Origin of the sequence: Mycolicibacterium fallax (assembly GCF_010726955.1) — a bacterium.
Taxonomy (GTDB): domain Bacteria; phylum Actinomycetota; class Actinomycetes; order Mycobacteriales; family Mycobacteriaceae; genus Mycobacterium; species Mycobacterium fallax.
In genome coordinates, this window is record NZ_AP022603.1 from 1460092 (window position 1) to 1472556 (window position 12465).

Sequence of the window (12465 nt, forward strand, 5' to 3'; positions counted from 1 at the left end):
CGAATCCTCACGCGGCCAGTCCAGTGGAATGAAAGCTACAACACCGCGGGTCGGCGGCGGCGCCGAATCGGCCACCGCGACGGTCGGCACCGGGCCGCCACCCGGCGCGCACGCAACGAAAGCCGAGTGCATGCGTGGCCGATAATGCGTAGCCGATAATGCACGCCATGGCCATCCTCGCCGCGGTGATCGTCATCGCCACCCTCGCCGTCATGGCCAGCGGCCGGGTGCCACCGATCCTGGCGCTGATCTGCGGTCTTTCCGTCGCCGGGCTGGCCGGAATCGCCACCCCCGGGGAGCTGTTCAGCGGGCTGTCCAACGGCGGTGTGATCACGGTGGCCGCGATGCTGGTGATCGCCAAGGGCGTGCTGCACACCGGGGTCATCTCCCGGGTGACGTACCGGTTGCTCAACGGGGTGGACAGCTCACTGCACGCGCTGGCCCGGCTGATCCCGCCGGTGGGGTTCATCTCGGCGCTGATCAACACCACCCCGATCGTGGCCATGCTCATCCCGGCGACCCGCGAGCTGGAGCAGCAGTCCGGGGTGCCGGCCCGCAGCGTGCTGCTGCCGATCGCGCACGCCACCACCCTGGCCGGCTCGGCCACCCTGATCGGCACCAGCTCCAACCTGCTGATCGCCGGCCTGGCCGCCCCGGCCGGCGTCCAGCTGACGATGTTCTCCTTCGTGCCGATCGCGGCGCCGGTGGCGCTGGTGGGGTGGGTGGTGCTGCTGATCACCGCCCGGCCGATGCTGCGCGGCGCCCCCCACGCCCGCGATCGGGAGTTGTCCTGGCGCGCGGAGATCCCGATCGCGCCCAGCGCCAATGCCGTCGGCCGCACCGCCGCAGACCTCGGCGTTTACGCCACCCCGGAATTCGAGCTGATCGGGGTGCAGCGCTGGGGCCAGCACGCGCCCGCCGAATCCGTGCTGGAGGAGGACGATGTGCTGGTCTACCGGGCCACCGAGGCCGGGGTGCGGATGCTGTGGGCCAGCCCGCGGTTCGGGCAGTCCCCGCAGGACCTCTACATGGTGTCCATCGCCACCGACGAGCAGGCCACCGTTCGCGACCTGGAGGAGGATGAGGACGTCGAGGTGGTGGCCGCCGAGACCGATCGGCTGCTGCGTGACACCCCGGCCCGGCCCGGGGAAATGTGCATGGTGACCGCCCGGTCGGCCGAGGTGCTCAACGACCATCCGCTGGTCGGGCTGTGGCAGAAGGTGGCGGGCAAGGCGCCCGAGACCGGCAAGACCTGGATCGCGCTGAGCATTCTGGCGGCGGTGATCGCCGCCGGGTCGTTCGGCCTGGCCCCGATCGAGCTGGTTGCGACGGCCGGGGCCACCCTGATGGTGGTCACCGCGGTGTTGACTCCGCGCTCGGCGGTGCGCGCGCTGAACTGGAACCTGCTGGCGATCATCGCGGGTTCGGTGGGCCTGGGCGTGATCGTGGTCAACAGCGGCCTGGGCAAGCACATCTCCGACGGACTGCTCGCGCTGGGGCGGGGCAACACCGCGCTGGAGGTGCTGGCGATCGCGGTGGCCACCACGGTGCTGACCAACGTGGTCACCAACGCGGCCGCCGCGGCCATCCTCACCCCGATGGCGTTGGTGGTGGCCGAAACCATGAGCCTGGACCCGGTGATGCTGCTGACGCTGATCGGGACGTGCATCTCGTTCACCTTCCTTAACCCCTACAGTCACCAGTCCAACCTGATGGTGATGAAGCCGGGCCGCTACACCAACGCGACGTTCTTCCGGTTCGGTCTGCCGCTGACCACGGTGTGTCTGGCCACCGCCGTCGGGGTCGGTTTTCTCGCGCTGGCGTGAACCGTCGGTTAGGTCACCTAATTCGTTGCCGGGGCCGATCTCATGCGAGGATGCCAGGATGCTTTCGCGCCTCTCCCTGGCCGGCCTGATCGCCGCCGCCACCGTGGTTCCGTTGTCTGTCTCGGTCGCGCCGACCGCCGTCGCCGAGGACTGCCCGAGCGTGGAATTGGTGTTTGCTCGCGGCACCGCCGAACCGCCCGGCCTGGGCCGCGTCGGCGACGCCCTCGCCGCGGCGCTGCGGCCGCGGGTCGGCTCGCTGGGCACCTACGCGGTGAACTACCCGGCCAGCTACAACTTCCTGACCACCCAGAACGGCGCGACGGACGCCGCCGGGCACGTGCAGTGGATGGCCGACAACTGCCCGAACACCCGAATCGTGCTCGGTGGCTTCTCCCAGGGCGCCTCGGCGATGTCCATGTTGGCCGGGGTCCAGCCGGTCGGTGACCGCATCGGCATGTTGGGATCGGCGCCGGCACTGGCCCCCAACCTGGCCAACAACGTGGCCGCGGTCGCGGTGTTCGGCAACCCCAGCCGCCGGTTCGGCCAGCCGCTGTCGTCCAACGGGCAGTTCGCCGGGCGCACCGTCGACCTGTGCAGCCCCGGCGACCCGATCTGCTCGGAAGGCTCGGACCGCTCGGCGCACAGTAACTACGAGTGGGCCCCGTACCCGGACCAGGCCGCGAACTTCATCGCCGGCCGCATCTGACCCACGGCGCTCAGCAGCACGGGCCCGGTCGCCGTCACGGCAACCGGGCCCGGCTTCGCTGAGCCCGCGGCGAGGTGGGCCACCGTCGGGGCTACGTCTCTGGTAAGACTGGTACCCGGCCTGTGCCGTCCCAGGGAGGAGCCCCGCGAACCGTGCCGGACACCGCCGTCGTGCCCAGCACCGACACCAGCACTCACCGAGGAATCGGGCGCTTCCTGCGCAAATACGCCATCGGGGTGATCCTGGCCTGGCTGGTGCTGATCGGCCTGCTCAGCACCACCGTTCCGCAGCTCGAGGTGGTCGGCGAGATGCGGTCGGTGTCGATGAGCCCGGACGACGCGCCGTCGATGGTCGCGATGAAGCGCGTCGGCCAGGTCTTCGACGAGTTCAAGTCCGACGCCTCGGCGATGATCGTGCTGGAGCGCGACGGCCTGCTCGGCGACCCCGACCACGTGTTCTACGACGACATGGTGGCCCGGATGAAGGCCGACACCGAACACGTCGAGCACGTGCAGGACTTCTGGGGCGACACCATCACCCAGGCCGGCGCGCAGAGCAACGACGGCCAGGCGGCCTACGTACAGGTGTTCCTGGCCGGCAACATGGGCGAGGCGCTGGCCAACGAGTCCGCCCAGGCCATCCAGAAGCTGGTCGCCGACCTGCCCAAGCCCGACGGGCTGCGGGTCTATGTCACCGGCAGCACGGCGCTGGCCGCCGACCAGCAGGTGGCCGGCACCAAGAGCGTGCGGATCATCGAGCTGACCACGTTCGCCGTCATCATCTCGATGCTGCTGTGGACCTACCGGGCGATCAGCAGCGTGCTGATCATGCTGTCGATGGTGGTGATGCTGCTCGCCGCCGCCCGCGGCATGGTGGCGTTCCTGGGCTATCACAACCTGATCGGGCTCTCGACGTTCGCCACCCAGTTGCTGGTGACGCTGGCCATCGCGGCGTCCACCGACTACGCCATCTTCCTGATCGGCCGCTATCAGGAGGCCCGGTCCAAGGGGATGGACAAGGAGTCGGCCTACTACGACATGTTCCACGGCACCGCGCACGTGGTGCTCGGCTCGGGCATGACCATCGCCGGTGCGCTGTTCTGCCTGCACTTCACCAACCTGCCGTACTTCCAGACCCTCGGCATCCCAATCGCGGTGGGCATGGCGGTGGCGGTGCTGGCCGCGCTGTCGCTGGGCCCGGCGATCATCACCGTCGCGACCCGGTTCGGCAAACTGCTGGAACCGCGGCGCGCGATGCGCATCCGGGAATGGCGGCGGATCGGCACCATCGTGGTGCGCTGGCCGCTGCCGGTGCTGCTGACCACCCTGGCGCTGTCGCTGGTCGGCCTGCTGACGCTGCCGGGGTATCACACCAACTACAACGACCGGAACTATCTGCCCGCGGACCTGCCGGCCAACGAGGGCTTCGCCGCCGCCGAGCGGCACTTCTCCCCCGCCCGGATGAATCCCGAGCTGCTGATGATCGAGACCGATCGCGATCTGCGCAACCCGGCGGACTTCCTGGTGATCGAGAAGGTGGCCCGCGCGGTGTTCCGGGTTCCGGGCATCGGCAGCGTGCAGGCCATCACCCGGCCCGACGGCAAGCCGATCGACTTCACCACCATTCCGGCGATGCTCAGCCGCAGCGGCGTGCTGCAGGACCTCAACCGGCCCTACCTCGACAAGAGCACCGACAACATGCTCGAGCAGGCCGAGCTGATGCAGGGCTCCATCGACACCATGAACGCGATGATGACGCTGATGGGCCAGATGATGGGCACCATGTCGGTGATGACGACCAAGATGCACACCATGGTCGACGACGTCACCCAGCTGCGCAATCACCTCGCCGATTTCGAGGACTTCATCCGGCCGCTGCGCAACTACCTGCATTGGGAGCCGCACTGTTTCAACATCCCGGTGTGCTCGTCGATCCGCAGCATCTTCAACGCCCTGGACAAGGTCGACCCGATGATCGACAACATCTCCAGCATGGTCGTCGACATGGACCGGCTCAACGAGTTGATGCCGCAGATGCTGGCCACGCTGCCCGCCCAGATCGCCACGATGAAGTCCTCCAAGGCGATGATGCTGACGATGTACCAGACCCAGAAGGGGATGGCCGATCAGGGTGAGGCCATGCAGGCCAACCAGACCGCGATGGGCGAGGCGTTCAACAAGGCCAACAACGACGACTCGTTCTACGTGCCGCCGGAGATCTTCACCAACGCCGATTTCAAACGCGGCATGGAAAATTTCATCTCGCCCGACGGTAAATCGGTGCGGTTCATCGTGTCTCACGACGCCGACCCGCTGACCTCCGAGGGCATCAAGAACATCGATGCGATCAAGCACGCCGCGAGGGAGGCGATCAAGGGCACCCCGTGGGAGGGCTCCAAGATCTTTCTCGGCGGCACCGCCTCGGTGTTCAAGGACCTTCAGGAGGGCAACGACTACGACCTGCTGATCGCGGGCATCGCGGCGATCAGCCTGATCTTCATCATCATGCTGCTGATCACCCGCGCCATCATCGCGTCACTGGTCATCGTGGGCACCGTGCTGATATCCCTCGGTTCATCGTTCGGCCTGTCAATCCTGTTGTGGCAACACATCATCGGCATCGACCTGCACTTCATGGTGATGGCGATGGCGGTGATCGTGCTGCTGGCCGTCGGCGCCGACTACAACCTGTTGCTGGTGGCGCGGCTCAAGGAAGAGCTGCCCGCCGGCATCAACACCGGCATCATCCGCGCGATGGGCGGCTCCGGTTCGGTGGTCACCTCCGCGGGACTGGTGTTCGCCTTCACCATGATGTCGATGGTGGTCAGTTCGATGACCGTGGTCGCGCAGGTGGGCACCACGATCGGGCTGGGCCTGTTGTTCGACACCCTGGTGATCCGGGCGTTCATGACGCCGTCGATCGCCGCGCTGATGGGCCGCTGGTTCTGGTGGCCGCAGCTCGTGCGACGCCGGCCGCTGCCGTCACCGTGGCCGAAGACGCCCGAGACCGCGGGCGCGGGCGCCGGCCCGGACGGTTAGCAGAGCTCGCGCAGCGCCTCGATCAGCCGGGCGCGCTCCAGCGTGCTCCCGGCCAGCGGGACCACGTTGAGGACGGTGACCCCGGACTCCCGGAACGCCGCGACGCGGTCCCGGACGAAACCGGCCGGACCGATCAAGGACACGTCACGCACCAGCTCGTCGGGCACCGCCTTGGCGGCGGCGTCCTTGTCGCCGGCCAGGTAGAGCTGCTGGATCCGGTCGGCGGCCGCCCCGTACCCGTAGCGGGTGGCCAGGTCGTGGTAGAAGTTCTTGCCCTTGGCCCCCATGCCGCCGATGTAGAGCGCCAGGTGGGGTTTGATGAATTCCCGCAGCGGCTCGACGTTTTCGCCGATCGCCAGCGCCGGCCCGGCGTAGACATCCAACGTTCCCAGCGCCGGGTCGCGGTTGGCCCGACCGGCGGCCAGCGCCGCACCCCACACGTCGTTGGCCTTCTCCGGCAGGTAGAAGATCGGCTGCCAGCCCTCGGCGATCTCGGCGGCCAGCGCCACGTTCTTCGGTCCGAGCGCGGCCAGCAGGATCGGAATGCGTTCGCGCACCGGTTCATTGATCAGCTTCAGCGGCTTGCCCAGGCCGGTGCCCTGGCCATCCGGCAGCGGAATTTGATAGTGCTTGCCCCGGTGTTCGAGCCGTTCCCGGCGCCACACCTGCCGGCAGATCTCGATGACCTCGCGGGTCCGCCCGATCGGCGCGTCGTATGGCACGCCGTGAAAGCCCTCGATGACCTGCGGGCCCGAGGCGCCCAGGCCGAGGATGAAGCGGCCGTCGGAGACGTAGTCCAGGCCGGCGGCGGTCATCGCGGTGAGCGTCGGCGTGCGGGTGTAGAGCTGAAGCACCCCGGAGGCCAGCTGCACCCGTTCGGTCTTGGCGGCCAGATAGCCCAGCGCGCTGACCGCGTCGAAGGAGTACGCCTCGGGGACGAACACCACGTCGAGGCCGGCGCGTTCCAGATCGGCGACCTCGGCCGCGACCTCCTTGAAGCCGCCCGCGTAGTTGATCCCCAAGCCAATCCGCACGTTCGTTCTCCTCTATCGGGCCTCGCGCGCGACGGCCTCGACGGCCTCGCGCTGAATCCGCTCGAACTGCTCGGCCATGGCGGCGGCCAGGGCGGTCGCGCCCGACAGCGGACGCACCATCACCATAAAGTCATCGATCAGCCCGTCGGCGTTGACGTGCAGAAAATCACAGCCGGTGAGCCGCTTTCCGGCGATGGTCGCCTCGAACAGCAGCGCGTGATCGTGGCCGCCCGCGTCGTTGATCTCACGCAGGTAGCGGAAGTCCTCGAAGACCCGCAGCACGCCGCGCAGGATGGCCGCGGTGATCGGCTTGCCCGGATACGGCCGGAACGCGACCGGACTGGTGAACACCACGTCGTCGGCCAGGCAGGCCTCCATCGCCGCGGCGTCACGGGCCTCGACGGCCGCACGGAATCGCTGCATCCCACACCCCATAACCGCTTAGTCAACTAATTGAGTACCGGCGGAGCCTATCCACCGGTACCGGCACTGTCCAGATCCGGTCGCCGGCGCCGACCGGCCAGCACCCCGGCGGCGACGTCGACGGCCACGAACCCGGCCAGGCTGATCCCCAGCAACGGGACGAACCAGCCGACGACCGCGGCGACGGCCAGCACCGCCACCGCGGTGGCCGGAGCCAGCGTGCTCAGCGCCCCGCGCCGCGGCGGCCGGCCGACCGCGCCCGGGCCGCGGGTCGGGCGGCGCTGCCACCACATCCGGTACCCGGCCACGATCACCGCCGTCAGCGCGGCCGCCAGCCCCAGCAGGGCCAGCTGATTGGGCAGCCCGAACAGGGTGCCCATGTGCAGTTGAATCCCCCAGGCCGCCAGCTTGGCGGCCAGCGGCCAGTCGGCGAACCAGGACACGTCGGTGATCTCACCGGTGGCCGGGTCCACCGCGACGGAGTTGTTGGACATCACCCAGGGCGCCCGGATCTGCCCGACGGTGAACGCCGACTGGGCATCCGCGGGCATCCCGACCTCCACGGCGCCGCCGATCCCGGCGCGCCGGGCCGCCGCCACGACGGTGTCCAACTCGGCCACCCGGACGGCGCCGGGCGTGACCGATACGGCCGGTTCGGGCGCGGGGCCGTGGCCGTGGCCGGCGGGGGCGCCGGCGGGGGCCGCCGGCGGCCCGGCCAGCGCGGTGCTCACCGTCGGGGTCGTCCAGGACAGCGCGGCGCGCAGCGCATCCACGTTGGCGCCGGCGTAGGCCGACCAGGTCAGCCCGGTCGCGGACAGCATCACCAGCCCGACGGCGATCCAGATCCCCAGCACGCCATGCCAATTCAGCGTCCGGCGCCGACCCGTCGCGCCGCGCTGCACGGACAGCAGCCGGGCCGAGGACGCACCAGTGGCGCGCATCCGCCGGTACCGGGCGACCCACAGCCACAGCCCACCGAGGGCCACCACCCACAGCCAGGACGCGGCCAGCTCGCTGTAGAGCCGGCCGGGCTCACCCAGGTGCAGGCTGCGGTGCAGATTGTCCAGCCAGGTCCGCACCGGCAGCGCGCCGCTGCTGCCATAGACCGCCAGCGTGCCCTGGGACCGCGCGGTGGCCGGGTCGACGAACACCGCGAGGGTCTGGGACTCCCCCAGGCTGGGGTCGGCGAACATCACCCGGGTGGTCTGCCCGGCCGCGGCGGCCGGGCGGACCGCCACCGCGACCAGATCCGGGCGCACCTGCTGGGCGGCCCGCACCTGATCGGGCAGCGGCAGCGCCGGGCCGTCGGTCTGGGCGCGCAGCTGGTCCCGGTAGCTCCACTGCTCCAGCGTCGGGGCGATCGCGTAAAGCCCGCCGGTGACCGCGGCGATCAGCAGGAACGGGCCGACCAGCACCCCGGCGTAGAAGTGCAGTCGCATCAGCAGCGACCGATGCGCGCCGGTCGGGCCGGTGATCGACGCGACGGTCTCGGTTTCGGTGATCGACAAACGGGGGCCTCACTGTCGAGCGCCGCCGGAACCGGTGTCCGGGCGCGGATCCAGCGGTTACCGTTTCACACCGCGCCGACCTGCGCAATCACCAGAAAAACAGCCGGATCACCCGGAACTTTTCCGCCCCGGCAGCCGACTAATGCGGTTTCACCAGCCGATCGCGGCTGCCAGCTCGGCCAGCGCGGTCTCGGTCAGCGGGATCAGCGTGTCCACGTCGGGCACCAGGCTGCGGCCCGCAACGTAGCCGAACGAGACGGTGTCGGCGTAGGAGCAGATCGTGGCGTTGAGGCCGAAGCCGTCGAACACCGTGGAGACCGGGTACAGCGCGTCCAGGTGCGCCCCGTTGTAGTACATGTGCTCGCGCGGGCCGCGGACGTTGGAGATCGGCAGGTTGTAGCCGGTGCGCCACTTCACCGTCAGCGGAAGCATCGACAGCAGCAGCGTCGGCGCCAGGCTCGGCGCCGTCAGCAACATCGAGGCCGCCGACCCCCGGCGCGCCACCTGGTCCTTGGCCCACGCCATCGACCGGTGGATCAGCGTCAGCCGCTCCGCCGGATCGGCCAGATCGGTGCCCAGCGGGCACTGCTGCAGCCCGAACATGTTTCCGCTGTCGGATCCGGCGCTGCCGTCCGGGGCGCCACCCTCCCCGGCGCGCACGCTGATCGGGCAGATCCCGATCAGCGAACTGTCCGGAAGTTCGTCGTGGGCCAGCAGCCAGCCGCGCAGCGCCCCGGAGACGACGGTCATCAGCACGTCGTTGATGGTCACCGGATCGCCGCTGCCGGCGCGGGCGGCGTCGGCGAGCTCGCGGAACCGCTGCAGCGGCCAGCTGCCGCCGGCCGCCGCGCGTTTGAAGCCCAGCGAATCGTTGAACCGGGTGAACGGGGCGCTCATCGGCACCGGGCTGATGCCCTCGACGGCGGCGCCGAGATAGTCGATCCCGCCGCCGATGATGTTGCGCGCCAAGTCGATCGACGACGCGGCCGCGCCGGCGACCGCGGACAGCGCCGACGCCGGGTCGGGCAGGCCGTGCTCGGGCCGGGCCGGCTCGGGAGCATGCTCGCCGGCCGAGTAGAAGGGTTTGACGTCACGGGCCTCGGGGTCCGGACTGAGCCCGTCGGCAATCATCTGCATGCCCTCCACCCCGTCGACCAGGGTGTGGTGCAGCTTGATGTAGAGGGCGTACCTGCCGTCGTCCAGGCCGTCGATGAGGTACGCCATCCACAGCGGCCGGTGCCGATCCAGCGGCAGCGAATGCAGGTCGGCGACCAGCTGCCACAGCTCGGGCTCCCCGGACCCGGCCGGCAGCACCCGGCGCTGCACATGGCTGTGCAGGTCGACCTCGACGTCCTCCCAGACCCAGCGGCCGAGGGTGTCCAGGCCGATCCGCGGGCGCTTGCTCAGCCGGGGGTCGACGCCGCCGAGGTTGATCAGGCCGTCGCGGTACAGGTCGTCGACGTAATGCCGATCGGATCCGGGCGGCGGGGTGAAGATCATCAGCGCCGCGACGTGCATCGGGTTGGTGAGCACATCACCGGTCATCATCGCCGCATCGATGGCGGCCATCGGGCGGTTAGCCGCCATCACGTCACGCTCCTGCCGGTCGAGGTCTTCTTCGGCAGGCTAGCGCTTTCCGACCAGCCCGGACTGCACAAGCGCGGCATCGACGAACTTCTGCACCGGGCGGGCGGTGAAGAACCCGGTGTGGCCGCCGCGGTACCAGACGATTTCGGGTTTGCCCCAGTGCTCCCAGAGCCGGACCACCTGGTCGCGCGGGTGCACCACGCGATCGGCGACGCCGCCGTAGATGAACCGCCCGGCCATCGGCACCTTGGGCTGCATCGACAGCGGCGAGACCATCGCGGCCAGCGGGCGGGCGGCCTCGAGGGTCTTGCTGCGCGGGTCGTCGGGGCGGAAGCCGGCGTGCCGGCCCAGCAGGCCGACCAGGTCGGCCACCGGAACACCCAGGATCGCGCAGGTCAGCCGCGGATCAACGCTGGCGACCAGCGAGGACACGTAGCCGCCCAGCGAGATGGCGTTCAGGCCGATCGGGGCGGCCGGTTCCTGGCTGCGAATCCAGGACAGCAGCCGGCGGACGTCCCAGACGGCCTGGCCGGCGAAGTGGATGTCGTCGAGGACCTCCTCACCGGGGATGGCCTTACCCTTGGGCAGGTCCTTGGCCCGCGGTCCGTGCAGCGGGTTGACCGGCAGAATGACGTTGAGACCGAAGTCCTCGTGCAGGTGCCGGGCCCGGAACAGCGCCAGGTCGATGCCGGCCCGGCCCATTTCGGCGCCGTGCACGCAGACCAGCCAGGGCCGCGGCTCGTCGTGGCGCAGCAGCAGTCCGTACACCTTGGCGTTGGAGGTGTAGGACTCCCAGCGCTCGGCGCCGGGTGCCCCCGGCTCCAGCTGGTAGCCGCTGTCGAAGACGAAGCGCTGGTAGGAGCGTCCCCGGCCCTTGACCTTGTGGAATTCGATGTCGCTGAGCTGCGGCGGTGCGGCGAAGAAGCCCTCCGGGTTGTCCAGCCAGCCCTTGGCCCCGTAGAAGTCCAGCGCGGCGTGCACCTCGGCGTCGATCCGCTGGAAGGCCCGGGGCCGACTCAGCGGCCGCTGGGTCCGCAGCCCGGTCAGCACGATCTCGTCGCGCAGCGCCTGGCTGAGCAGCGCGACGGTCGGCCGTGCGACGGGCAGCTCGCTTTCGCCACTGCCGAGGTAGTGCCGCCAGGCCCCCGCGTAGAACCGTCCGGTCCGGGTCACCGGGCCCAGCGCGGTCTCCACCGCCGCGGGCAGCTGCCGCCGGCGGGCAGTTTTCGGTGCGGCTTCGGCGTCCGGCCGGGGCGACGTTTCCGGATCATTCACCGAATCGGTGCCTGAGGTTTCCACCGGTCCACCTTGGCCGACCCCGGCCGTTCCGGCAAATCTTGGCGCCTCAGGCGGCGGGCGAAATTCGGCGGCTGCGCGGCCACAATGTCGATTCCACACTTTCCGGCGCCGGCCGGTCCTACCATTTTTCTCCTACGGGAGCAGGTGTCACCATGACGATCATCGGTAATTCCGCCGCCCTTGCCGTCGCCGCGCTGGCCCTCGGCCTGGCCGTTTCGGGGTGCACCGGTTCCTCGGAGTCCGGCGGGCCTGCCGGGACGACGGCCACCGTGCACGCCCCGGAGGTCGCCGCGGCCACCGACACCGATCTGGCCGCGCTGGTACCGAGCCCGGCGAACGCCACCACCAGCACCGGGCCCGACCGGATCGCCGATGGCGGCATTCACCTGCACTACCAGGTCGGCGGCGCCCCGGGCGCGGTGCTGGCGGCCTACCGGGCCGCGCTGGCGGACCGGGGCTGGACGGTCACCACGATCATCACCTCCGAGGGCGGCAACGGGGGCGGTGCGACCTACACCGGCACGCACGGCTCGGTGTACGGCGTCTTCGACGGCGGCGGCTTCGACTCGACCACCTACATCGACGTGTGCACCTGGCCGACCAAACCGGCCGAACCGAACTGCACCCGCGGCAAACGCTGAACGGTCCCCGAACCGCCGGTGACCGCTCGCGCCCGGGCACCCGGCCTGGGCTGCGGCGGCCGAGAACCACGGGCCGACGGATCGAGATCGGATTCGGGGAGCGCCTGGCACCGGCCGTCGTGTTATGCTGCCCACGCGCGCATTTTGGTTGTCGCGTTTTCAAATGAGAGAAGTAAATTCAATGGCACAGGGCACTGTGAAATGGTTCAACGGCGAAAAGGGCTTCGGCTTCATCGCCCCGGATGGCGGCGCGGCTGACGTCTTCGTCCACTACTCCGAGATCCAGGGCAGCGGATTCCGCTCGCTCGAGGAGAACGCTCGGGTTCAGTTCGAGGTCGAGCAGGGCGCCAAGGGCCCGCAGGCCGTCGGCGTTTCGGTCATCTGACCAAAACCCAGACTTCGG

10 protein-coding genes are annotated in these 12465 nt (G+C 69.7%); 5 read left to right on the forward strand and 5 right to left on the reverse strand.

What is annotated here, in order from left to right; translation table 11 throughout:
* The first annotated feature begins 167 nt into the window (after positions 1-167).
* The 3 genes from G6N10_RS06925 (at position 168) to G6N10_RS06935 (ending at position 5570) form a co-directional block, all read left to right on the forward strand.
* Entirely contained in the window at positions 168-1826 is a 1659-nt protein-coding gene (locus G6N10_RS06925; protein WP_085100830.1) for an SLC13 family permease, read from the forward strand.
* Positions 1827-1884: 58 nt separating this feature from the next.
* Positions 1885-2532: a cutinase family protein gene (locus G6N10_RS06930; RefSeq protein WP_085100591.1), complete on the forward strand. Its 648-nt coding sequence runs from the start codon at positions 1885-1887 to the stop codon at positions 2530-2532.
* Positions 2533-2684: 152 nt separating this feature from the next.
* Positions 2685-5570, forward strand: coding sequence for an MMPL/RND family transporter (locus tag G6N10_RS06935; RefSeq protein WP_234810692.1), 2886 nt, complete (start codon positions 2685-2687; stop codon positions 5568-5570).
* Here the strand turns inward: G6N10_RS06935 and G6N10_RS06940 are convergent.
* The 5 genes from G6N10_RS06940 to G6N10_RS06960 form a co-directional block, all read right to left on the reverse strand.
* Complete coding sequence (locus G6N10_RS06940; RefSeq protein WP_085100588.1) at positions 5567-6604, reverse strand: LLM class F420-dependent oxidoreductase; 1038 nt, start codon at positions 6602-6604, stop codon at positions 5567-5569. The genes G6N10_RS06935 and G6N10_RS06940 overlap by 4 nt on opposite strands.
* Positions 6605-6616: 12 nt before the next feature.
* The gene (locus tag G6N10_RS06945) at positions 6617-7027 is read right to left on the reverse strand and encodes a nuclear transport factor 2 family protein (protein WP_085100585.1); all 411 of its coding nucleotides are present in this window, start codon (positions 7025-7027) and stop codon (positions 6617-6619) included.
* Between the two features lie 47 nt (positions 7028-7074).
* Positions 7075-8466 carry a PepSY-associated TM helix domain-containing protein gene (locus G6N10_RS06950; RefSeq protein ID WP_085100823.1) on the reverse strand — a complete coding sequence of 464 codons (1392 nt, stop codon included), beginning with the start codon at positions 8464-8466 and terminating at the stop codon, positions 7075-7077.
* 219 nt (positions 8467-8685) lie between these two features.
* Positions 8686-10122 carry a wax ester/triacylglycerol synthase family O-acyltransferase gene (locus tag G6N10_RS06955; RefSeq protein ID WP_234810690.1) on the reverse strand — a complete coding sequence of 479 codons (1437 nt, stop codon included), beginning with the start codon at positions 10120-10122 and terminating at the stop codon, positions 8686-8688.
* A gap of 39 nt (positions 10123-10161) precedes the next feature.
* A complete protein-coding gene (locus G6N10_RS06960; protein ID WP_085100820.1) occupies positions 10162-11304 on the reverse strand; it encodes an alpha/beta hydrolase family protein in 1143 nt (380 codons plus the stop codon).
* A 269-nt stretch (positions 11305-11573) separates the two neighbouring features.
* Between G6N10_RS06960 and G6N10_RS06965 the strand changes: the two genes are divergently transcribed.
* Complete coding sequence (locus tag G6N10_RS06965; protein ID WP_085100578.1) at positions 11574-12062, forward strand: hypothetical protein; 489 nt, start codon at positions 11574-11576, stop codon at positions 12060-12062.
* Positions 12063-12243: 181 nt separating this feature from the next.
* On the forward strand, positions 12244-12447 hold the full coding sequence (locus G6N10_RS06970) for a cold-shock protein (RefSeq protein ID WP_085100575.1): 204 nt from the start codon (positions 12244-12246) through the stop codon (positions 12445-12447).
* Positions 12448-12465 lie beyond the last annotated feature (18 nt).

What these genes read in the sequence shown, in the direction of transcription:
- G6N10_RS06925 (WP_085100830.1), top strand. Translation starts at nt 168, where the DNA reads ATGGCCATCCTCGCCGCGGTGATCGTCATCGCCACCCTCGCCGTCATG.
- G6N10_RS06930 (WP_085100591.1), top strand. Translation starts at nt 1,885, where the DNA reads ATGCTTTCGCGCCTCTCCCTGGCCGGCCTGATCGCCGCCGCCACCGTG.
- G6N10_RS06945 (WP_085100585.1), bottom strand. Translation starts at nt 7,027, where the DNA reads ATGCAGCGATTCCGTGCGGCCGTCGAGGCCCGTGACGCCGCGGCGATG.
- G6N10_RS06950 (WP_085100823.1), bottom strand. Translation starts at nt 8,466, where the DNA reads ATGCGACTGCACTTCTACGCCGGGGTGCTGGTCGGCCCGTTCCTGCTG.
- G6N10_RS06955 (WP_234810690.1), bottom strand. Translation starts at nt 10,122, where the DNA reads ATGGCGGCTAACCGCCCGATGGCCGCCATCGATGCGGCGATGATGACC.
- G6N10_RS06965 (WP_085100578.1), top strand. Translation starts at nt 11,574, where the DNA reads ATGACGATCATCGGTAATTCCGCCGCCCTTGCCGTCGCCGCGCTGGCC.
- G6N10_RS06970 (WP_085100575.1), top strand. Translation starts at nt 12,244, where the DNA reads ATGGCACAGGGCACTGTGAAATGGTTCAACGGCGAAAAGGGCTTCGGC.